Source organism: Microbacterium sp. bgisy189 (assembly GCF_965345345.1).
Lineage (GTDB): Bacteria > Actinomycetota > Actinomycetes > Actinomycetales > Microbacteriaceae > Microbacterium.
On the sequence record NZ_CBDRMZ010000001.1, the window covers coordinates 362,274 to 386,211 of the forward strand.

Below are 23,938 nucleotides of genomic sequence, written 5' to 3' on the forward strand. Positions count from 1 at the left end.
AGTAGATGACTGGGGGAGCAGCGGTGCAGCTCACTGGCGCGCGCACAATTCCATGGACGACGAAGCTGCCCGAAGGCTTGACGCCGGTCGAGGTGGTCTTCGGTCAGGACGACACGGGCGACGTGGGCGAGGTGCAGGTCGCGGTCGCGACAGCGACTGCGCGGCCGACGAAGGCGCTCATGGATGCCGCGTGGAAGACACGCGGCGCGAACACGGCGATGCCCGTGCTGGTCGTCGCGGTGCAGGGCGAGTCAGCTTGGGTATACCCCGGCTCGGGTGATGTGCTCGGCCCCGCACCGGTGGGGTCTGCGACGCGGCAGCTGCAGTCGGTGCTCGACGAGCCGAACGTGATGGCTGCGCAGGTTCGCCTGAACACCGTCGAGCGGGCCCTCAGCTCGGGCGAGGCGGTCGGTTTCTCGAACCAGTTCCTGTTCGCGAGCTACCACCTTCGGGTGAACGTCCCGCGGCGCGCCGACTGGGCTGCGTCGCAGGCAGCAGCGGAGCCGATGCTATCCAAGCAGGGCAAGGAACTCATCTCAGCGCTGGGCTTCACCGCCGACCCGGTGAGCAATGCGTCGGGGAGCGCGCTGGTGCTCCGTGCCGCTTCTGGCTCTCGACGCGCCATCGCGGTGCTGCTGGACGAGAGCGAGAACTTCGACCAGAAGAGCCCGGCGTATCAGCTGTCCCCGGTCGCGCATGGTCTGGAGCTGGCGGGCCGTGAGGAGGTGCCGTGGCTGGTCGTCATGCGCCAATCGACGTTGCGACTGTACCCCGGGCGTGACGGGGTCGGTGTCGGCCAGCGCGGTCAGTCGGAGACCTACTTCGAGCTCGATCTGGCGCTCCTCGACCCGACCTTCTCCGCACTGCTCCCGCTAATTTTCTCGGCTGACGCGCTTGAGAAGGGCGGGTCCGCCGACCAGATCCTGGACGGCTCCGGACGCTACGCGGCCGAGCTGGGGGCGAACCTTCGCGATCGTGTTTACGAGGGCGTGGTTCCTGCGCTCTCGATCGCCATCGCGCAGCGTTTGCCGCAGTTGGGGCTTCGGATCGACGCGGACGGGCTGAAGGTCGCCTACGCCCTGACACTTCGGATCCTCTTCCGGATCCTCTTCCAGGCCTATGGCGAAGACAGCGAGCTCCTGCCCGCAGGTCGCAACCCCAACTACGACGCGAATTCGTTGCAGAAGTTCGTGAAAGAGAACCTGGATACGGATGCCGGCGAGTTCGGTTCGTCTTCCTCGGTCTGGCTCGACCTCGTGCAGGTCTGGGATGCGATCTTCAACGGCAACAAGCAGTGGGAGGTGCCCGCCTACGGAGGGAGTCTGTTCGACCCTGCGACCGAGGAAGGGGAGCTCCTGACGAAGCTCTCGCTACCCGACTCGGTTCTTGGTCCTGCACTTCAGGCGATGCTCACCGAAGTAACCGAGGACGGAACCCGCGGACCCGTCGATTTCCGGTCATTGCAGGTGCGCGAGTTCGGCACGATCTACGAGGGACTGCTGGAGTCGTCATTGTCGCTTGCCGAGGTGAACCTGACGGTTGACGCAAAGGGCGCCTTCGTGCCTGCGAAGGAGGGCGATGCGATCTCGGCACTCGCGGGCACTCCGTACTTCCACTCGGCATCGGGGGAGCGGAAGGCGACCGGGTCGTACTTCACTCCGAAGATCGTCGTCGACCACCTGATCGAGCGCTCGGTCGAACCCGCGCTCGGCGCGCACCTCCAGAAAGTCAAGGTACTGGTTGAGGAGGGCAAGGAGCGCGAGGCCGCGAATCTCTTCTGGGACTTCCGCGTCGCAGACCTCGCCATGGGCTCCGCCCACTTCCTCGTGGCCGCCGTCGACAAGATCGAGCGGGGGATGCGCGACTTCCTCACCGTCACCGATATGCCGCGCGTCCGTGCCGAGCTGGCGCGCCTCGCCGACAAGGCGCGAGAGGCGCTCGGCGATGACGTCGAAGCGGCCGGGGCGATCACCGAGGCCCAGCTGCTTCGCCGCCAGGTCGCGCGCCGCTGCATCTACGGACTCGACATCAACCCGCTCGCCGTCGAGCTCTCGCGTCTCGCGCTGTGGATCCACACGTTCGTTCCGGGACTCCCGATGTCGAGCCTCGACCACGGACTCGTGCTCGGCAACTCTCTGACTGGCATCGGCACGATCGAAGAGGCGCTCGACGCTCTCGACCCGAAGCGCGCTCCCGGTCAGGGGACGTTCTTCGACGACGTGATTCTCGACGAGCTTGCCCGCGCTAAAACCCGACTGGCTGACTTCGCTGCCGCAAGCGAGGCCGACAAGTCGGAGGTAGAAGCCGGTGCCAAGCTCCTCGCAGAAGCGAAGGAAGCGAGTGAGACGGTGCGCCGCATCTTCGACGCAGCAGTCGCGGTCCGGATCGGGGATGTGCCGGCGCAAGCGATCCTCACGACCGACGATCTCGACGACCTCGTCTCGAACCCGGCAGTGGCGGATACCGCCACTCGGCTGAGCCCCGCACACATGCCGTATCTCTTCCCCGAGGTATTTCTGCGCGACAACGCGGGCTTCGATGTGCTGGTAGGCAACCCCCCTTGGGAAGAGGTCATGGTTGAGGAGCCGAAATTCTGGCTCCGCGTTCGTCCTGGGCTTCTTGGACTCAAGCCCGCTGAGCTGAAGGCCGAGATCGCGCGGCTGCGTGTCGATCGGGCAGATCTGCTTGCTGAGCTACAGCGCGAGGTCGATGCGGTCGACGCGTTGCGAAAGGTCCTGCTGTCAGGGCCGTATCCGGGACTCGGCACTGGGGATGTGGACCTTTACCAGGCGTTCGCATGGCGATTCTGGCAGTTGTTGAGGGACGGGGGAGTTCTTGCCCTGGTGACTCCGCGCTCTCTCATGAATGCCGCAGGCAATGGACGTTGGCGTGCTGCGGTCATGCCGCGAGCGATCACCGAAGTCGTGACGCTCACGAACAGCGGGAACTGGGTATTTGAGAATGTCGATGGGCGATACTCCTTCGCGCTTAGCGCCATCCAAAGGGCTGAACGCACCGGGGGGATCATCCGAATGGCCGGGCCGTTCTACTCAGAATCGGAGTTCATCGGCCAAAGAGACGGGCTCGGTGAGCTGACGTTCGAAGCGCTCACGGCAGCTAGTGGTACGGCGGCGCTGCCGAACCTTCCAGATCCGGCAAGCGTCGAGGTATTCGCGCAGTTGCGGACCTCGCCTCGTCTGGATTCACGGCGGACGGGGTGGGACTTCCGACCGGTCGCTGAGTTCCATGCCACAAACGATCGTTCGACATTCGACGACGGAGAATTCGCGCCCGGCAAGCTACCAGTTCGTGGCGGTGCGGGCTTCGACCTGTGGACCCCTGAGACCACCGAAGTGTACGCATGGTCGGCTCCCGCCACGGTCGAGGCCGCACTTCAGGCCAAGCGCCAGCGTCAGGTGGGGCTCAAGTCGTCGGCGTTCTTTGGGAAGGGGTCGACCTGGTCATCGGACCCTGCGACGCTCCCGTTTCGATCCCCGCGGATCGCGTTCCGGGACGTAACGAATGCGACGAACACGCGAACAAGCATCGCCGCACTTGTTCCGCCGAATACGCTCCTGACAAATGCAGCTCCGTACGTATTCCGATACGACGGCGACGCGCGTGCCGAAGCATATTTGCTGGCGGTGCTGTCGACAGTTCCGCTCGATTGGTATGCCCGCAAGTATGTCGAGCTGCACATGAACCTGCACATCTTCAACGCGCTTCCCGTACCGTCGCGACCGGACGGATCGCTCTGGGCACGCAGGGTGGTCGAAATTGCTGGGCGTCTCGCAGCCGTCGATGAGCGATACCGCACGTGGGCCAATGAGGTCGGGGTCGAAGTTGGCACCGCGAACGATGCGCCAACTAGGTCCGATCTGATCGCCGAACTTGACGCCCTCGTCTCTCTGCTATACGGCCTTACGGAGGACCAGGTGAAGCACATCTTCAAGACATTCCACCGCGGATGGGACTATCAACCTCGCCTTGACGCTGTGCTCGCGCACTACGCCGCATGGAAGGACCGCTGACATGGTGAAGCCAGACAAGGCCAGCGCGAAGGACCTTTTCGACAGCAAGGTCCACTACGAGATTCCGCCCTACCAGCGCCCGTACGTATGGAACGAGGAAGAGCAGTGGGCGCCGCTCTGGGACGACATCGTGCGTGTTGCCGAGAGTCACATCCGTACTGACGACGACAAGCGCACGCCTACTGCGTCGCACTTTCTCGGCGCGGTCGTGTTTGAGCTGACAGAAGCGCGCGCCGCGGGGATCGACCACTACGACGTCATCGATGGGCAGCAGAGGTTGACAACGCTGCAGATCCTGCTCGACGCCGCCGAGCAGGTCATGGCGGAGCGAGCGCTCGAAGACGAGTCTGAGGTCTTGAGCGATCTCATCCTCAATAGCCAGCCGCGCTATAAGGGCACGCCGGAGCGGTTCAAGCTCTGGCCATCGCGTGCTGACCGATCCGCGTTTGAGAGTGCGATGGATCCGACGGGTGCGCCGGCAGATACCTCGCACCAGATAGTGAAGGCGCACCGATTCTTTGTAGCCGAGGTCGAGCGCTGGGTGTCTGGGGCGCCGGATGAGATGGGAGAGCTTCCTCCAGGGGACGAGGCAATGCGCGCAGCCGAGCTCTGCGAGACGCTCTCGCGTCGACTCATGTTCATCACGATCGACTTGAGCGAAGAGGATGACTCCCAGTTGATTTTCGAGACGCTCAACGATCGGGGCACGCCGCTCCTCAAGGCAGATTTGATCAAGAACTGGGTGTTCCGCGAGGGCAAGAAGATCGGCGCGGATGTCGATTATTGGGCCTCGAACGTTTGGGATGACTTCGACACCGAGTGGTGGCGCGCAGAGATCGCTCAAGGTCGTCTCGTGCGCTCGAGAGTCGACATCTTCCTTCAGTACTGGCTGACAATGCGCACCCTCGACGAGGTGAAATCCGACCTGGTCTTCCGCCTCTTCACCGACTACGCGTCGAGCCGCATGAAGGACGTCGACAGCGCCGAGTCCTTCCTCCGCGAACTGCGCGCCGACGCCGACACCTATCGCAACCTTGCTGCGCTCGAGGCGGCCACGGCTGCGGGTCGATTCCGAATCCAGGTCATCGAGGCGATGGAGCTCGCCGCCACGATGCCGGTCTTCCTCTGGTTCATCTCCGAGAATCACGGCATCCCAGACCAACAGGTTGCGCTCGGGCTCGAAGCACTCTCGAGCTGGGCAATCCGCCGGACTCTACTGCGCCTGACGTCGAAGGACGTCAACCGGCTGATGATCGCCATCCTCAAGGAACTCGCCGCCGTCGACCCCGCCGAGTCCGGGCAGACACTTCACCGTTACCTGTCAGCCCAGACGGCTGACTCGCGCTTCTGGCCCTCCGATGAGGAGCTCGCGGAGATGCTCCCGACACTGAAGATCTACGGACAGATCAAGCAGTCCCGATTGCGGGCAGTGCTCGGAGAGATCGAACACCACCGGCGGTCGCTCACCCCTATGCACGAGAGCGTCCCCGTCCCGAGCGGTCTGTCCATCGAGCATGTGATGCCGCAGGAGTGGCGATCGAACTGGGACTCCGACCCGAAGCTCGACCAGGAGGCCGCGCAGAAGCGCGATCATCGCGTGAACCGGCTCGGGAACCTGACATTGACGACGCAATCGCTCAACAGCTCGCTGTCGAATCGTCCGTGGACCGACGCTGCGGCGGAGGGCATGAGCCAGGGAGGGCAGGCGGGCAGGGGAAAGCGCGCCTTGCTGCAGTCGTTCAGCCTGCTGGTCCTCAACAAGGAGATCGTCGACGACCACGCAGCTGAGTGGACTGAGGATGACATCGTTGCGCGGTCGAAAGCGCTCACGGACGACATCATCGCTATCTGGCCGGGACCCGACACCGCCATCCAGGCGCAAGAGTACGAACGTGCACGGGCAGAGAAGGGCTGAGAGAGTGACAGAGCAGCTTCCCGTCTTCGCGACCAATCGGATCGCGCCGCAGATGACGGTCGGCGAGGAGATCAGCCGACTCTTCCGCGTGAATCGTGATGCGCTCGCCGTACCTCCGAGTGCCGCGATCGCCACTGCATACCTCAATCCCGCAGGCTTTCTCCTCCTGGCGGATGAGCTCGAGAGGCTTCCGCGCATCCGCATCCTTCTCGGAGCGGAACCCATTCCCGATCCTCAGATCCGTCTCGAACCCGACCAGACCGCCACGCACCGGCTGCGATCGGCACTGGCAGATCACGACAGCTGGCTCAAGGCCGAGCGGGATTCTCTCGGGTTTGACCTGAAAGCTACGTCTTCCGCACAGCGGTTGGTCTCGTGGCTGCGCGCTGCGGATGAGAAGGGCGAGCCCGTCGTCGAGATCCGTCGCTTCACGGGCGGGTTCCTTCACGGAAAGGCCTTCATCAGTCAGCATCCCACGCACCCGGCGTTCCTCGCTGGATCCAGCAACCTCACACTCGCCGGTCTCACGCGCAACGCCGAGCTGAATGTCGGTGCATCGGGCACGCACGGGTCGACCCCTCAGGTGATCGACTGGTTTGAGGAGTGCTGGGCCGATGCCGAGGACTACGACCTTGCGGCTCTCTATGAGTCGCTCTGGGCGCCTCACACGCCCTGGACGGTGTTCCTTCGAATGCTGTGGGAGCGCTATGGCGCTCACCTCGACGAAGAGAAGCCGGGGCCGACGCGTTTCGAGCTCACCCGGTTCCAGGCTGATGGCGTGAAGCGCATGAAGCGGCTTCTCGACGAGATCGGCGGTGTGCTCGTCGCGGATGAGGTCGGTCTCGGCAAGACATACCTCGCTCTCGAAGTCATCGCCGCCGCTTCCGAGGAACGTCGCCAGCGCGTTCTGATCGCCGCACCGGCCGCGCTCAAGTCGAGTGTGTGGGAGCCCATCCTGGATCGCTATGACCTCAGCCGACGCGTCAAGGCGTACTCCTACGAAGAGATCCGCAACCGGATGAACCCGGACGACCCGCGGCACGACGAGTTCGCCGACAGTGCGGAAGATGCCGCCCTCATCATCGTCGATGAGGCGCACAACCTGCGCAACGCCAGCGCCGCTCGCTCAGAAGCGCTCGACAAGATCATCCTCGCGGGCAAGCATCCGAAGAAGGTCGTGCTGCTCACGGCGACCCCCGTCAACAACTCGCTCATCGACCTCGAGACGCTCGTCAAGTACTTCATCCGTGACGACGCGCGATTCGCCTCGATCGGTATCCCGTCCATTCGTCAGTACATCAGGCACGCGCAGAAGCTCGACCCGGACGCTCTCACTCCGGGCCATCTGTTCGACCTCATGGACCAGGTCGCGGTGCGACGCACGCGGCGCTTCGTGAAGGAGAACTATCGCGGCGAGACCATCGCCGGGCCCGGGGGCAAGAAGATCGCCGTCGAGTTCCCCGATGCGGTGGTTCGCCGGGTCGACTACGAACTCGACGCGCCCGGCGAAGCCCTGGTGGACGCCGTCACATACGGGCTCCACATCCCTGAGGCGGAAGCGCACGCGGCGTCCTTCACCGTGCGCCGCGCCGACGACCGCCGGCTGCTGCTCTCGCGCTATGCGCCGAGCGCCTACCTCAAGTCGGAGCAGCTTGACGGCACCCAGGTCACGAACATGGGACTTCTGCGATCCGCGCTGCTCAAGCGTCTCGAGTCCTCGCCCCGAGCGCTCGCGAGCACGCTCGGAGTGCTCATCGCCACGCACGAGTCCTTCCTCTCGGCGCTCGACAAGGGATACGTGCTGATCGGAGGTGCCCTGCGCGACTACGTCAACTCCGAATCGGAAGACCTCGACGAGATCGTCGAGGGGCTCGACTCCGACGCAGAACACCAGGCAACCCCCGCATCCGACTTCCACGCTGACCTCCTGCGTGACGATGTCGAGCGAGATCTCACGCTCATTCGTGAGCTGCGAGGCTTGGCGCTCGACGCCGCGCACGGCCAGGAGCCGAAGGCGCAGCGGCTGTTCGACGAGCTCGGTGTGATTGCCAGTGCAGCAGCGCCGGTCAGCCCGCGGGGTATCTCGTCCGAGGACCGACGCAAGGTCATCATCTTCTCGACGTATGCCGACACGATCCGCGATGTTCACAATCGACTCGCCGAGACACTCGACAACATTGGCGACGAGCACCCGTTGGCGCCCTACCGAGGCCGGCTCGCCCCTGCAATCATCGGTGAGTACGCCTCGGGCAAGACCGGTGGAGTGAGCCAGATCGCGCGAGCCGCGGCGATCGCCGGATTCGCCCCGCGTACAGCGGGCCGGTTGGATGACGAGGGCAACCCGCGCGACGCGGACAAGTACGACATCCTTCTCACCACGGATGTCCTCGCCGAGGGCGTGAACCTGCAGCAGGCGGCCGAGATCATCAACTACGACCTGCCGTGGAACCCCATGCGCATTGTTCAGCGACACGGACGTGTCGATCGCATCGGCAGTCAGCATCCTGAGATCCATCTCGGTGTCTTCTTCCCCGCCGAGCATCTCGATGAGTTCCTGCACCTCGAAGAGACGCTCACCCGCAAGCTCAAGCAAGCGGATGCAGCCGTGGGCACGGGAGTTGTCCTGCCCGGAGTGTCGGCATTCGCTCCGAGGGATCACTACGATCCCGACCTGATCGCGCACGAGATCGAGGTGCTGGTCAACGAGGGCGGCGGTTCGGCCGCTGGATCCGGCGAGGAGTATCGACGTCGGCTGTCGAACGCGCTCGCCGCGGACCCTGCGTTGCGTGGACAGCTGGAGGACCTTCCGCACGGCGTTGGCAGCGGATTCGTGAACCCGAAGGCCGCCGAGAACGTCTATGTGTTCTGCATGCGCATGGGCGAGGGAGGCGAATCACGCGTGTGGTTCCGCAACGTCTACGCGGACCCCGCCTGGAACGTGGCCGTGGATGAAGACGGCAATCTGCGGGTGGAGGACGACACGCTGCGCTCGCTTGACTCAGCTGACCCCGGGCGGCCCGACCGGGAGCGCGAACTCACGGACCAAGCGTTCCGCGGCGCGTACGAGGCATGGGCAGTCGCTCGCGAAGACGCGCACCTTGAGTGGATGCGAAGCACGGACCCCAATGCGATCGCCGGCGCGATTCCGCGGGCATTCCGTGAGGCATCCGGTCTCGTGCTCCGGCATGGACAGCACCTTGGTGCGGCGAGGCAGGGAGAGGTGCTGCGACGGTTGAACTCCGTGCCCAGCACCAAGGCGAAGAACCGCATGCGCAACGTGCTGCAGGAAAGCGGCACGAACGCCGAGAAGGTCGACCGGATCATCGGTGTGCTCGACGAGTTCGGCATCCAGCCGGCGGCGAAGGTGGAGCCTCTGCCCGTAATCGAGCTCGACGACATTCGCTTGATCGCCTGGATGGCGGTTTCGGGAAGCGCTGAGGGAGACCAGTGACCGAGGCGGAGCGCGTGACAGGGAATGTGAACCCGGAGCTCGCGCTCCGCGTGTTCGAGTTCGGGGCTTCGCGCCCCGGTCAAGTCGACGTGGTCAGCGATGACGCGCGCGGATGGATGGCTCTCGAGGAGTCGCAGAGCACCTTCGCCTTCGCTGAAGTCGAGGGCGATGAACTGCGGGTCCTGCCGTTCCTTGGCGACGTCGATGTGGCGCGCGCGTTGCCCTTCGTTCAGTCGATCGATGAGTCCTGGCTCGACGGTTCCTACGAGATCGTGATCCATGGAACTGCGGCGCGCGAACTCGAGAGCGCGCGGTTCATCGATGAATGCCTTGAGCGTGCCCGCGAGCATTGGTACCGGACAGTCGTGCCGGCGTCGCCTTCTGCCCGATCCGAGGTCGACGCGCCCTCGACGGAGCCTGCCGCCGTTGAGGTGGTCACGGATTCGACAGCGCCGGATACCGAGGCCCCTTCGGTCCCGCAGCCCGCCACGATCGCGCGACTGCGTGCGGACATCAGTCCGGAGTGGTCGTGGGCTTCGGCCAATGCTCGCATCCCGCAGATCGCCGATGTCGTCGTCGAGCTCGCGGAACCCGCGGAACACGCTCGGCTCACAGTGACGCTTCGCGATGCAGACATCGTGTTTGGGACCACGGTTGTGCACGATGGCGAGCTGCCGGCGGGCGCCGTTCGAGTCCGCGACGTGTGCGTACCTCTGTCAGCAAGAGTGATGTCGCAGGTCGATGACCGGCGCGGCGCCATTTGCGAGATCGTTCTCGAGGTTGAGGATCAACCGGTCGCTCGTATCGACGAAGCCGTCGACGTTCAGCCGCGCGACTTGTGGAACTGGCGTGGGGATCCGCTTCGGGCACGGCAAGGGCGGGTGCGCGGCAGCGGGCTCGCGCGATCTCTTCTCGCATCGTTCGTGCGGCCGAATCATCCTTCAATCACCGCTCTCGCGCGCGAGGCGGCTGACCTGCGCGGGCGTCAAGCAGGCGAGGCATCCTTCCACGCCTTCCAGCTGATCGGCGATGATGTCCCGCGGGCAGTAGACGCGTCCATCACGGCTATCTACGAGACGCTTCGCGCGCGCCGTATCGCGTACTCAGAACCTCCGCCCCATTGGGACTACAAGGGTGTCGGTCAGCGGATCCGAGACCACGGCGATGTAGCGCACGGAGGTTTGGCGACGTGCATGGACAGTACCGTGTTGACTGCCGCAGTCATCGAGGATGTCGGCCTCAACCCTGTCCTCCTGCTTGTACCCGGGCACATCTTCGTCGGCTTCTGGCGACGCGATCCCGAAACGAGCGGGAAGAACGGTGTGCCCCCGTGGTATCCAGGTCAGGCGATCGTCGATGACGCTTCTCGAATCACGAACCTCGTCGATTCTGGATACCTCGGCGTGATCGAGACCACTGCGTTCACCGTGGGCAAGAACCTCGATGCGTCGGCCGCGCGTACCGAAGCGCGGATGGCTATCGCGACGGATGACGTGACGCTCATCGATGTCGCGTTGGCGCGCGGGCTCGGCGTGTCACCGCTCCCTGCCGTGATCGAACGGCCCGACGGGGACACGGAGATATATGAGTACCGCGTCAACGTCCCCGCCGCCGTCACCGTCGTTGAGGCTGACGCTCCCGAGGCGGCAGTCCGGGAGCGCCGCATTGACGCGCACCCGCCGCGCTACCGCACCTGGAAGTCGTCGTTGTTCAGTCTCAACGCGACGAACGCGTTGTTGAACCTCGGAAGCAACGCACGCGTGCAGCCGGTCGCGGTACCCGCAGCGGCACTCGGCGAGCTCGAGGACATGCTCAACCAGGACAAGACCTTCACGGTGCGGGGTGGCTCAGACCTGCCGGAAGTTTGGCTTGCTCAGGGGCGAGTGAATGCCCACAACATGCTGCGTTCCGGTGACTCGGACGACGAGTCCGACCTCACCCGCGCCATGCGGGATCGAAAGCTGTACGTGCAGCGGACTCGCATCGTCGACAACCGGGTGACAGGTACGCCGACCGTCCGCGAATTGCGCACGATGGCCCACAACTCCAAGACCGCTCGCGAAGAGCGCGGCATGAACCCGCTCTACCTGTGCATCGGAATCCTTCGGTGGCAGCACTCGCCGGGCAAGAGTGCCGACGCGCCTCTGATCCTGGTTCCTGTCAACTTGGTAGGTACCCGCGGTGGTCAGGAGTTCACGCTGTCGCTCGACGCAACACAGCAGACGACGACGAACGCAGCGCTTATCGAATGGCTGCGCCGCGAACACGGCTTGACGATCCCGGGGCTCGCAGAGCCGATCGCCGACCGAGCGGGCATCGACGTCGAGGCGGTCATCGCGGACGTTCGCGATGCGCTGCTCGGGCACAGCGGCACGCTCCAGGCGCAGGTGCTCGCCGAAGCCCGGCTCGCGACGCTCGACCTCTCGGCGTTCCGAATGTGGCAAGACCTCAACACCCATGCGGACCGCTACCTCGAGCGACCGATGATCCGTCACCTTGTCGAGACGCCGACCGAGGAGTTCCAGGATGCCGCCGCTGCGGCGTCCGCGGATCCGTCGGTCGACGAGGTGGAGCAGCTCGAGACCCCCATTCCCGCGGATTCGACGCAGAAGCGCGCCGTTCTCTGGGCCAAACAGGGTCGGACGTTCGTGTTGCAGGGCCCTCCCGGCACCGGCAAGTCGCAGACGATCACGAACATGGTCGCCGAGTGTGTGCTATCCGGCATGCGGGTGCTGTTCGTCGCCGAGAAGGGCACGGCCCTTGCTGTCGTGCAACGCCGCCTCGATGACATCGGGCTGAGCCCTTTCACGCTCAATCTGCACCACGAGGGCTCGAACTCGGTCGAAGTGCGAGCGTCTTTGCAGCGCGCGCTCAACGCAAGCGTGAACCCCGATGCGCTGGCGATGGAGGGCGCGCGGCGCCGACTCCGCAACGCTCGATTCGAACTCACCCAGTACCCGGCATCCCTTCATGCGCGCAATGCGGCAGGTCACTCGGCGTACAGCGCTCGCGACGAGCTCCTCGTCCTCGGCGATGGCGCAGTCATCCCCGTGCCGATCGAGTCGGTCGCGCACCACGCGGAGAGCCTGGGAGCGGTGCGCGAGACGTTCCATGACGTGCAGCGATGGACGAGTGCAGCGCGGGTGCGGCCGCACCACCCCTGGCGATTCGCCGGAGTGGGCGCGGGCGATCCGTTCGATGTTGATCTGGTTCGCGGTGCGCTCGAGCAGATCCTCGCCGGTGTCCGGTGGGCCGATACTGCGCAGGGTGACCTCCGAGCGGCGCTGGAGGAGATCACGCACCCGCGTCAGTTCGAGACTCTCGTGCTTGCCGCGAACCCTGCGTTGCCGCGCGGGGCAGAGCTTGGTTGGGTGCTCGACCCTCAGTGGGTCGATGGCGCCCCGTCCACCCTCTCAGGGTGCGAACAGGCAGTTGAGGGGTGGCGCCCCAGCCTGCGAGGCTTCCCGCACGGGGTGATCGATCTCGACCTTCCTTCGATCGCATCAGCGCTCGAAGCGGCGACCGCCTCGGGATTCATGGGGCGGAAGGCGCGGCAAGCGGCCGCGCTCGCGCCTCTGGCGGCGATCGCTCCGGCCGGGCTCGAAGTCACCGCTGCGTCCGCGCCCGACCTGCTCAAAGGTCTCATTGCCGCACGTGACACTGCGGCGCAGATTCGCGCCTCGCTCGCGGCGATCCCCGGATTCGCAAATGTGGTGCCCTCGAACCCCTTCGCGCCTGGTGCATTCGGGGGCGCGCGCGCGCGCCTCGCGGAGCTTGCTGCTGCGACCTCCGGCCTTCGCGGATCGGACGGTTGGACGCTACGCGTGCGCGCGCTCGCTGAGGCCGGCCAGCTCGACGGTCAGCTCGAGCACCTGCGGGCATTCGCGGACGCGTGGGCGACGGTCATACGCGAGCTCGTCGTTCAAGATGATGACCTCGCAGAGTGGCTGTCCGGCGAGCCTCTGAGCGCGGCCACACGCCGCCACGCCGACGAGTGGAAGCGCGACGCCGACTACGAGCGGCTCCTGGGTCTGCAGCAGTGGTGCGCGCTCGTGAGGCGTTTGGAGTGCATGCGAGCCGCGAGGCTGCAGGATGCTCGCGCGCAGTTGCTCAACGGCAAACTGCCTGCCGATGGGGTCGAAGACGCGCTCGCGCGCGGCATTGCGGCCGCCTCGCTGGCAGAACGTACGCGTACCTCGGGGCTGGATCGCTTCGACGCCGTCGCTCACGACGACCGCGTCGAGGCATATGCCACCGCACAGACGGAGGTGCGCGCCCAGTGGGTCACCGACGCCCCGAATACGATGCTCGAGCGTCGTGGGGGCGGCGGTCGCGGCGCACACACCGGTGGGCTGGAGCGAGAGCTCGAGAAGACGACTCGTCGGCTCGGGACGCGGGCGATTCTTCGCAAGTTCGGCGACGCAGTGCAGCAGCTTACCCCGCTCGTGCTCGCCAGCCCCGCGTCGGTGGTCGACCTCATCGACCCCCAGCTGATGGAGTTCGACCTCGTCATCTTCGATGAGGCTTCGCAGATCACGGTGCCCGAAGCAATCGGCGCACTCGGTCGAGCTCGTGCGGCCATCATCGTCGGTGACAGCAAGCAGATGCCGCCCACGCGTCGTGTGGGTGGCGGCGCGAGTGACGAGGAGATCGAGGACGCTGACGCCGATGAGATCCTCGAAGATCAGGAATCGATCCTGTCGGAGTGCGAGCTCGCCCGCGTCCCGACGCTGAGCCTGAGCTGGCACTACCGCAGCCAGGACGAGCAGCTCATCGCCTTCAGCAACCGGAAGTACTACAAGGGCGATCTGTCGAGCTTCCCGACGCCGACGCTGCTGTCATCCGAGACGGGAATCGAGTTCCGCCGGGTGGCGATGCCCGGCCCGGACGCCCACGCCGAGGCACGTGGGTACACCACTGTGCCCGCCGGTTTCGAAGACGGTCGCTACCTCCGCGCCGGCAGCAAGATGATCGAACTGGCGGGCGGCATCCGGGCAGGAGCGAACACCAACCCGGCAGAGGCGTTCGCTGTGGTCGATGCCGTGCGCGAACTGATCGCCGCGGCGGGAGAGCGCAAGCCATCGATCGGGATCGTGACGTTCAATGAGCGCCAGCGGGAACTGATTGAAGACCTGCTCATCCAGAGCAACGACCGCGGCATCCGTGCGGCTATGGACGAACAGAAGATGGGTCGCAACGACGTCCTGTTCGTCAAGGCGCTCGAGCAGGTGCAGGGCGACGAACGCGACATCATCATCTTCTCGGTGGCGTTCTCAAAGCAGAAGCCCAGCAACCGGATCCCGACCAACTTCGGCCCGCTCTCGAACAGTGGAGGTGAGCGGCGCCTCAACGTCGCGGTGACGCGAGCGCGGCGGAAGGACATCGTCTTCTGCAGCTTCGACCCCACAGACCTGAACGTGGAAGGCTCCGCATACGACGGTCCGAAGCACTTCAAGGACTTCCTGGTCGATGCGGCCCGCTCTGGAGGCGCCGCGATCGAGGCGCCCGGTCGGGTTGCGATTCGCGATCGTCACCGTGACGACATCGCGGAGGCGCTACGCGCGGCGGGACTTCACGTCATGACCGATGTCGGAATGTCGAACTTCCGGCTCGACCTCGTGCTCGCACGGCCCGAGTCGCCCGACCGGCCGGTTCTCCCGGTGCTCCTCGACGGGGAGAGCTGGACGCGTCGCTCCACCGTGTCGGATCGTGACGTTCTGCCGCTGGAAGTCCTGCGCGGCCTCATGGGGTGGCCCGCGGTTGCGCGCATCTGGTGGCCCATGTGGATGCAGAACCGCGAGACCGTGGTTGCACAGATTCTCGAGCAGATGGATGCTGCCGAAGAAGCCTTCGCTACGCCGGATACCGTCGCGGAGGTGGATGCAGAGGCGAACCCCGCTCCGCCCGTTGCGCCGACTCCGGAGCCCGCTGCGGACGTGTCTGCTGACGAGACGGCGTTGGAGCCCACGCAGTTCAGGTCGATAGATGTCGGCGTATCGAGAGTCGACCTCGTGCGTCCCATCAAGCCGGTCGCAGACGAGCCGGCTCCCGACGTAGCCGAGCCAGCGGTCGCGGATGAATCCTCGAGTAGCGGATCAGGTGAATCAGCTCGAGCGAGTCGAGACGGGGTGTTCGTCCCCGCGCACGCGAACGTCGTCGGTTCACGCGAAGTTCTCGACGATCTGCCCCGGCGCTCCTCGGCCGCGGCAGTTCGGGCGCAGATCCTCGATGTGATCGATTCCGAGGGTCCGGTCGAACTCGCTCGTCTGACGCGCATCGTCGCTCGACGGTTCGGGCTCAACGCGGTCCGCGCAGCGCGCGCTGAGGAGATCGCGCGGCTCGTACCGCGCGACCGCCTGAAGAAGAGCCGCCTGGGGGCATTCGCATGGCCCGAAGTGCTCGACCCGCAAACGTGGGAGGGCTACCGGAGCGCCGACAAGGACGGCTCACGGTCACTGGATGAAGTCGCCCCTGAAGAAATCAGGAACGCGATGATCGCAGTCCGGCAGCTCGCACCGACGCTGGACGACGAAGGAGTCCTTCGCCGAACCGCGGAGGTCTTCGGGATCGTCCGCTTGGGTGCTCTGGTGAAGGCACGGCTCTCCGCGGTCTACCGCAGTCTGCCCGAGTAGATGCGGTGGGTTTCTTGTGTCGGTGCTCGGGTCGGTGACATCTCTATTCGCAAAGCATAGGCTAGTGCTTGCGCATCGCAGGGAGCATGAGCTATGCTGATAGCATAACTCCCCTATTGCGATGCGAGGAACCATGAAGTTCAACACCCAACTCGATGTCAACGCCGTCGCGCTCGACGTCGAAGACGACGTCACGATCATGCTTGACATCGACGCGCCGGCCATCGATGCGCAGCGATCCCGCTCCGTCGCCTCGCTGCAGGTCGTTCTCGACCGAAGCGGTTCGATGTCGGGTGCGCCGTTGCAGGGAGCGAAGGACGCGCTGATCGCCCTGGTGCGGCGGTTGGAGCCGTCGGACAACTTCGGTCTGGTCGCATTCGACAACGAAGCGCAGATCGTCGTTGCCGCGGGACCGCTGCTCGACAAGGAAGACGCGATCGCGCGCATCCGGAGCCTATCTCCCGGTGGCTCAACCGACCTCGGGTCGGGGCTGCTGAGGGGCTTGCGCGATCTCAAGCGAGTCGCCCGCGACGGCGGCACACTGCTGGTCATCTCGGATGGGCACGTGAACGCCGGGCTTCGCGACGTCGACGACTTCGCGCGGGTCGCCGAGCACGCGCGGGAGGCCGGCGTCGTGATCTCGACACTGGGCTACGGAGAGCACTACGACGAGACGCTGCTTTCGGCGCTCGCGCGCTCCGGTGCGGGCAACCACGTGTTCGCAAGTGACCCGGACGCGGCGGGAGCTGCCATCGCCGGCGAGGTCGACGGCCTGCTGGCCAAGGTCGCGCAGGCCGTGACGCTCACCCTCGTTCTCGAGCCTGCGGTGGCGATGGTGCGGCTGTACAACGACCTTCCGAGCCAGGCGCTTGCGGACGGTCGCATCATGATCGAGATCGGCGACCTGTACGCGGAGGAGAAGCGTCGTCTCCTGATCAAGCTCAAGGTGCCCGGCAAGTCCGAACTCGGAGCGGCGAAGATCGCGTCGCTGGAGGTCGCGTACGTCGAACTCTCCGCCATGGTCGAGTACACCGCGAAACTGCCCGTCGTGGTCAATGTCGTCCCCGGCGATGAGGCTGCGAGGCGACTTGCTCACCCGGTGGTCGAGTCCGAGAAGCTGTTTCAGGATGCGCAGCAGGCGAAGAAGCTCGCCTCCGAGGCATTCGAGCGCGACCAGGTCGCGTCAGCCCGTGCACATCTCGTCGAGGCGAAGTCCCACCTCAGCCGGGCCCTGGAGCTGGCGCCGGCGGAGTCCGCGCTGGGCATCAGGGACGAGATCTCATCGGTCGACCGCATGACTGCTATGGCAGCCGAGCAGTCGACGCAGTACATGTCGAAGCTCAGCCGGTCGTCGTACCACCAGATGAACCGCAAGCGTGGTCGCACGGATGCGACCGATGCCGACGGGTCGGTCGCCGGGTGAGCCGACTGCCTCAGCGCTGTGTGCGGCTGCGGTCTTCGACGACGCCCTGCATCACCCGGGTCTGCACCTTGTTGAGCGCCTCCATCCGCACGGAGGAGGGGAGTGACTCCAGCGCGTGGACCGCCCCGTCGATCGCTTCGTCGAGCGAAGTTGGAGCCGTTCGGGCAGGGGAGCCAGCGGAGCGCATGGTGGGGAGGCTCTCCGCGGTGTCGAACAAGTCGTCGAGCGACATCCCGAGCACACGCGACAACGTCACCTGGTGCTTCGCGGATGGGAGCCGGTACCCCGTTTCGATCTGCGCGACGTACGGGTACGAGAGGTCGGTGGCCTCCGCCAGCTCCTTGCGGCTCATTCCGAGCTCCTCGCGCCGCGCCGCGATGCGTTTGCCGAGCGCGAGATCCCCGGTGCGTGGGGAGGAACCTGTTGCGCGCGGTTCGGGGCTGTCAGAAGGCATGCATCTATGCTCTCAGAACAGACGATCTCATGCAATCGGAAAGAAGTTGGCAGATTGGGGCTCGGCGACAGCCGTGCTCGTTCCTGTAGTCCGACCGAAGGATGGCGATGTTTCTCCTGCCTGACGGCACCCTCGTGACAAGCGCAAGCGACCTGACGCTGGCGTCGAACTGCGAGTTCGCGTTCCTACGCAGACTCGATCAACTCCGGGGCCGCATCGAGCGAATCGATGCAAAGGTTGACGCCCTCCTGGACCGCACGGCGGCGCTCGGCGGCGCACACGAGATGCGCGTACTCGAGGCATACCGCGCGCAGTTCGGTGACGGGGTTGCTGAAATCGAGCGACCGGATCCGCTGACCCTCGACTCGATGTCGGAAGCCGCCTCCGCCAGCCTAGGCGCGTTCGCCAGCGGGAAGGACGTCGTCTTCCAAGCGACGATGTTCGATCTCGACCCTGCCGCGAACACAGCCTTCGTCGGATTCGCGGACTTCATCGTGCGCCAGCCAGACGGAACCTATCGGATCGAAGACACGAAGCTCGCCCGGTCGCCCAAGGTGACGGCGGTCCTGCAACTCGCAGCCTATGCGGACCAGTTGAGTCGTTGCGGCGTGCGCGTCGACGAGACGGTCTCCCTCCTGCTCGGCGACGGTACCCCGTCGGAGCACCGCGTCGATGACCTGCTGCCGGTGTACCGGCTGCGCCGTCGACGGCTGCTCGAGCTCATCCGGCTCCGCGACCGCGAGGCTGCCGGCAGCGACGGTGCGCCGGTGGCCTGGGCAGACTCCAGATTCTCCATCTGCGGCGCCTGTGACCACTGCGCCGCGGAGATCGCGACGAACCGTGACGTGCTTCTGGTGGCCAATCTTCGACGCGCGCAACGCGAGCGGCTCCTGGCCGCCGGCATCCGCACGATCGACGACCTCGCGGTGAGCTCCGGGCCAGTCGACGGGATCGGCCAGCGCACGCTCGCGACTTTGCGAGCTCAGGCCGCGCTCCAACTGCAAGCGATCGAGGGCGAAGCTCCTCCCTTCTCCCTCGTCGACGCCTCTTCGATCAACTCGCTGCCCGCCCCCAATGAGGGGGACATCTTCTTCGACTTCGAAGGCGACCCCCTCTATACCGAGGGCGGGGGCGCAGCATGGGGACTCGACTACCTCTTCGGCCTCGTGGAGGCGGATGGGACGTTCCGGTCGTTCTGGGCACACAACTTCGCCGAAGAGGGGCAAGCGCTCCGTGAGTTCCTCGAGTACCTGACCGAGCGGCGCCGGCGACACCCCCAGATGCACGTCTACCACTACGCGTCCTACGAACGGACACACCTCGCGGAGTTGGCCATTCGCCACGGCTATGGCGAAGAGATCGTCGACGACCTCTTTCGGCAGCACGTGCTGGTCGACCTGTACCCGGTGGTCCGCTCGTCGGTGAGGGTGGGGTCGCCGTCGTACTCGATCAAGAAGCTCGAGCCGCTCTACATGGGCGACGATCTGCGCGACGACGATGGCGTCACGAACGCCGGGGACTCGATCGTCGAATACGCGCACGCTGTCGAGCTTCGGGATGCGGGCGACCTGGACGCCTATGCACAGAAGCTCCGCAGCATCGAGGACTACAACGCGTATGACTGCCGGTCGACGCTGCGGTTGCGTGACTGGCTTCTCGCGCTGACGCCGATCGGCGACCGCACGCAGCCGTCGCCCGCCCCCGAGCCGCGAGTGCTTTCGGACCAAGCCCGCGAAGCGATCGAGCTGGCGGATGAGCTTCTCGCACTCGCGGGCGACCCCGTGACGGCGCAGCAGGACCCTGAGCGGATGCCGATCGCGCTCGCCGCAGCTGCCGTCGGCTACCACGCCCGGGAAGACAAGAAGACGTGGTGGGAGCACTTCGGCCGGCTCCTCGCCCCCGTCGACGAATGGATCGATCAGCGCGGCGTGTTCGACGTGCAGCGCACGGAAGTTGAACGCGACTGGTACAAGGAAGGTCGGCAACGGAACCTGCGCCGTCGGTTGCGGCTGACGGGCCAAGCGGCGCCCGGGTCTCTGTTGAAGGCGTCGACTCAGCCCAACTCGTACCTCCTGTACGACGTAGATTCCGACGCGCCGCGAACCGACTTCGACGACCCGGGCGCCAGGGTCGCCCGGAAGGTCGCGATCGACGCGGTCGGTGAAGATTGGCTGACCGTGACCGAGGTGCTGGGCAAGGACGATGAGCCCTTCTCGGATCTCCCCATCGCGCTGACGCCCGGGCCGCCGATCGACACCAAGGTGCAACGCCAGGCGATCGCGGAATGGTGCCGTGCAGTCGCGAGCGATCTGCCCGACTGGCCGGCGGATGCGGCATCCGACCTCCTTCGTCGAGTGCCGCCGCGGACAACGTCGGAGGCGCTTCCGCAAGCGGACGTTCTTGATGCCGCGACACTCGCGACGGCCCTGCGAAGCGTCGACCGCTCCTACCTGGCGGTGCAGGGACCGCCCGGAACGGGGAAGACGCATGTCGGCGCTCACGCGATCGTGCAACTCGTACAGTCGGGATGGCGAGTCGGTGTCACGGCGCAGTCGCACGCGGTGATCGACAACTTCCTCGACGCGGTCGTCAGGGCCGGGGCGGACGTCGATGCAATCGCCCACGTCGCTGGCGAGAGTTCGACAGCGGTGAAGTCGGCCGAAATCTTGGGGTGGGCGGCCGACCAACCTGCGGGATACGTCATCGGCGGGACGTCTTGGGTCTTCTCGAACGCCAATCAAGTTCCGCGCGGCGAGCTTGACCTCCTGGTCGTCGACGAGGCGGGGCAGTTCTCCCTCGCGAACACGATTGCGGTATCGGTCGCCGCCCAGCGGCTGCTGCTCCTCGGTGACCCGCAACAGCTTCCGCAGGTATCTCAGGGCGTGCACGCTCAGCCGATCGATGAGTCCGCGCTCGGATGGATCGCGGGCGGTGAGTCGGTGCTGCCGGCGCGATTCGGATACTTCCTCCCGCTCACCCGAAGGATGGACGCGGCGCTTACGGCACATGTCTCGCACCTGTCGTATCGGGGGGCTTTGCACGCGTACGACGGCAATGCCGGCCGACACCTCTCCGGGGTCAAGTCGGGACTCCATGTTGAGCAGGTCGCTCATCGTGGGAACGCCGTCTCCTCGGTCGAGGAGGCGGGAGCCGTTGTCGACCAGGTGCGCGCGCTCGTGGGATCACCGTGGACGGACCTCGGGGCAGGACGCGAGGCGGACCCACTCCGGGCGGAGGACATCATCGTGGTGACGCCCTACAACGCGCAGCGCGAGCTCGTTCTTGCACAACTTGCGCAAGCTGGGTACGTCGGGGTTGAGGTAGGGACCGTTGACAAGTTCCAGGGGCGCGAAGCGGTGATTGCGATTCTGTCGATGTCGGCGTCATCCGCAACGGATGCGCCGAGAGGTATGGAGTTCTTGATCAACCGAAACCGACTCAACGTGGCGATCTCGCGTGCCCAGTGGGCGTCGGTCCTCATCTACTCACCAGGTCTGCTCGAACACCTGCCGGCGAGTATCGACGGGCTCAAGGAACTGAGCGCGTTCGTCACGCTGGTCGGCGCTGATGGCGGGCAGTGACGCGCGCACCTCGAAACACATGATTGAACCCGATGAACTCGCAAGTCGCTGTTAGCCTCCACTCATGACCGAACATGCGCCGGCGGGATGGTTCCCTGATCCCTTCGGGCGACACGAGCACCGTTACTGGGACGGAGCTCAGTGGACTGAACATGTCGGCTCCCATGGCCGCCAGTCGGTCGATGCTCCTGTCATCCCGCCGCCGTCTGCTGTGGTGCCCCAGGCGGCGGCGGCGAACCATCAGGCTGGCGGTTCGCTTCCCCTCGCCAATCGGAAGATTCAACGACAACTGCAGAAGCTCGGGGTGGGCGACTCCGGCGTCTCCGGCGGAGGCACACTATTCACCGAGCGGGTCCTCGTGGTGAACCAGAAGGCGAAGCTGTTCGAACGGAAGGCCGAGTACACGGTCTTCAATCAGCACGGTCACCGCGTGGGCGGCGTCCGAGAATTCGGGCGGAGCATGTCGCGGATGGCTGTCGGACGCGACAACGCGACGAAGCGTTTCCAGATCGTCGACCGCGATGGACGGTCGGTGCTCACATTGACGCGACCCGCGACCGTGCTCAAGTCCAAGGTCACGGTCATGCGCGACGACGGCTCGGCGGTGGGACAGATCACGCAGGAGAACCTGGGCGTCATGGCATCAGTGCTCGGTGGCCGTTTCAACGTCCGATTCCGGATGGAGTCCGCGGGGCAGGTCATCGGCTCAATCAACGCCGAGGACTGGCGGGCGTGGGACTTCAGCATCCAGGACCCGCACGGAGACGAGCTCGCCCGCATCACGAAATCGTGGGCGGGATTCGGTCGGGAGAACTTCACCAAAGCGGACAACTATGTGTTGGAGATTTACAGATCACTCGAGGATCCTCTCCTGTCCCTCGTCGTGTCGGCCTCGCTCGTTGTGGACACAGTTCTCAAACAGAGCAGCGACGCCAAGAACGTGCGCTGACACAGGGGGAGGGGGCGACGTGCCGCCCGGAGGCTCAGCGCGCGGGGGCCGTCATTCAGCGGGCGAACATCGGTCACCGTATCGAGGGCGTCTGGCGGTGGTCCGCACAACATTGATGCGCAAACAGAGCGGAATGGACACCTATGGAGACTGCGATTGAGCTTGTCAGCGACGGTCAGAGCCTCGCGATCGTGGGCCAGCCTGACGATGTCGAGCGTTTCATGCTCTCGTCGGGGCTTGCCAACTTGCCCGGGCGTAAGCTCGACTTGCATCGGGTGAACGCGCTCGGAAGCGGTGCCGGGGCAGTCGTGCAGGTCGGCTCCGAGGCCGCTGCCAACTCCGGTCGATGGGTGAAGCTCACCAAGGAATCGGCCGAGGCAGTCAAGGAGTTCGGGTTGATGCCGACCAAGGCCCCGGGTGTGAGCCACGCAATGATCGGCAAGCCCGGAGAGGTCCAGAAGTGGCTGCAGATCGACATGGTCGGCTTTGGGCTCCTTTCCGGGCCATTCGCACTGACTGCGATCGCCACGATGATGCAGCAGCAGGCGATGCAGCGTCAGATGGATGAGATCGTTGAGTACCTCCATGAACTCAACGAGAAGGTCGATGACATCCTGCGCGCCCAGAAGGACGCGGTGCTCGCAGACATGATCGGTGTCGACCTCATCATCGAAGAGGCCTTGACCGTTCGCGGTCATGTGGGCCGCGTCTCCGACGTGACGTGGTCCAAGGTGCAGGCGACAGGCATGACAATCGCGCGCACACAGGCCTACGCACTGCGCCAACTCGATGCGATCGCTGACAAACTGAAGAAGAAGTCGGACTTCGGGGATGTCGCCCTCGCCACGCGTGCTGCCGAACCGCAGGTGCGGGAGTGGTTGGCGGTGCTCGCCCGCACGTTTCAGCTGCAGGATGGCGTCGGCGTGCTCGAACTGGACAGGGTCTTCGACGCGTCTCCCGAGGAACTCGACGATCACCGACTTGGTGTGATGGCCGCGAGAGAGAAGCGGCTCGATCTCGTCGGGCGGAGCACAGCGAGACTTATCGCACAAATGGAACAAACGGTCCGCGCGGCCAACGGTCGCATGCTGCTGAACCCCCTCGATTCGCCAGCAGCGGTCAGATCGAGCAAGCAGGTCGCTATCGGACTGTTGGATTTCAGAACCCGCCTCGGCCTCGAAGGGCAGGACGCAGATCTCGAGGCCAAGCGATGGCACCAGGCGGCGAGCGAGGCCGGCGAGAAGATTCTGACCACGGTTGCCGGCGGCGCCTCGGCAGCTGGGCGAGCCGGCGCGGAAGCCCTCGATCGGGTCGCCGGCGTGTTCCGCGAGGTAGACCTCGATGGGGACGGCATCGCCGATCCGTCTCGTGCTTCCACAGCTCTCGCCGGGGTGAAGAAGTCCGCGTCGGCGATCGCAGGTGGTGTGGCTGCGCGCCTCAAGCGATCTGGTGCCGGCGGTGACGGAAACTCGTCGGTGGAATCCGAAGGCTGACCGGGCCTC

The 23,938-nt window shown here is 65.3% G+C and carries 9 protein-coding genes; 8 read left to right on the forward strand and 1 reads right to left on the reverse strand.

What is annotated here, in order from left to right; all coding sequences use genetic code 11:
* The first annotated feature begins 5 nt into the window (after nt 1-5).
* The 5 genes from ACSF8R_RS01815 to ACSF8R_RS01835 all read left to right on the forward strand — a co-directional run bounded on the left by ACSF8R_RS01815 (nt 6) and on the right by ACSF8R_RS01835 (nt 17,452).
* On the forward strand, nt 6-4,031 hold the full coding sequence (locus tag ACSF8R_RS01815; protein WP_434810131.1) for an Eco57I restriction-modification methylase domain-containing protein: 4,026 nt from the start codon (nt 6-8) through the stop codon (nt 4,029-4,031).
* Entirely contained in the window at nt 3,988-5,946 is a 1,959-nt protein-coding gene (locus ACSF8R_RS01820) for a DUF262 domain-containing protein (protein ID WP_434810132.1), read from the forward strand. The genes ACSF8R_RS01815 and ACSF8R_RS01820 overlap by 44 nt, the downstream gene beginning before the upstream one ends.
* A gap of 4 nt (nt 5,947-5,950) precedes the next feature.
* Complete coding sequence (locus ACSF8R_RS01825; protein ID WP_434810133.1) at nt 5,951-9,397, forward strand: SNF2-related protein; 3,447 nt, start codon at nt 5,951-5,953, stop codon at nt 9,395-9,397.
* Between the two features lie 1,208 nt (nt 9,398-10,605).
* Complete coding sequence (locus tag ACSF8R_RS01830) at nt 10,606-16,029, forward strand: DUF4011 domain-containing protein (protein ID WP_434810134.1); 5,424 nt, start codon at nt 10,606-10,608, stop codon at nt 16,027-16,029.
* Between the two features lie 133 nt (nt 16,030-16,162).
* The gene (locus ACSF8R_RS01835; RefSeq protein WP_434810135.1) at nt 16,163-17,452 is read left to right on the forward strand and encodes a vWA domain-containing protein; all 1,290 of its coding nucleotides are present in this window, start codon (nt 16,163-16,165) and stop codon (nt 17,450-17,452) included.
* Nucleotides 17,453-17,462: 10 nt separating this feature from the next.
* On the opposite strand, the gene ACSF8R_RS01840 is transcribed toward ACSF8R_RS01835, so the two are convergent.
* Nucleotides 17,463-17,906 carry a helix-turn-helix domain-containing protein gene (locus tag ACSF8R_RS01840; protein ID WP_434810136.1) on the reverse strand — a complete coding sequence of 148 codons (444 nt, stop codon included), beginning with the start codon at nt 17,904-17,906 and terminating at the stop codon, nt 17,463-17,465.
* Between the two features lie 107 nt (nt 17,907-18,013).
* Between ACSF8R_RS01840 and ACSF8R_RS01845 the strand changes: the two genes are divergently transcribed.
* The 3 genes from ACSF8R_RS01845 (at nt 18,014) to ACSF8R_RS01855 (ending at nt 23,929) form a co-directional block, all read left to right on the forward strand.
* Nucleotides 18,014-21,487, forward strand: a complete 3,474-nt coding sequence (locus tag ACSF8R_RS01845; RefSeq protein WP_434810137.1) for a TM0106 family RecB-like putative nuclease — start codon at nt 18,014-18,016, stop codon at nt 21,485-21,487.
* Nucleotides 21,488-21,551: 64 nt separating this feature from the next.
* The gene (locus tag ACSF8R_RS01850) at nt 21,552-22,436 is read left to right on the forward strand and encodes a phospholipid scramblase-related protein (protein WP_434810138.1); all 885 of its coding nucleotides are present in this window, start codon (nt 21,552-21,554) and stop codon (nt 22,434-22,436) included.
* Between the two features lie 143 nt (nt 22,437-22,579).
* Nucleotides 22,580-23,929 (forward strand): hypothetical protein, encoded by a 1,350-nt coding sequence (locus tag ACSF8R_RS01855; RefSeq protein ID WP_434810139.1) that lies wholly within the window; start codon nt 22,580-22,582, stop codon nt 23,927-23,929.
* Nucleotides 23,930-23,938: the final 9 nt, after the last annotated feature.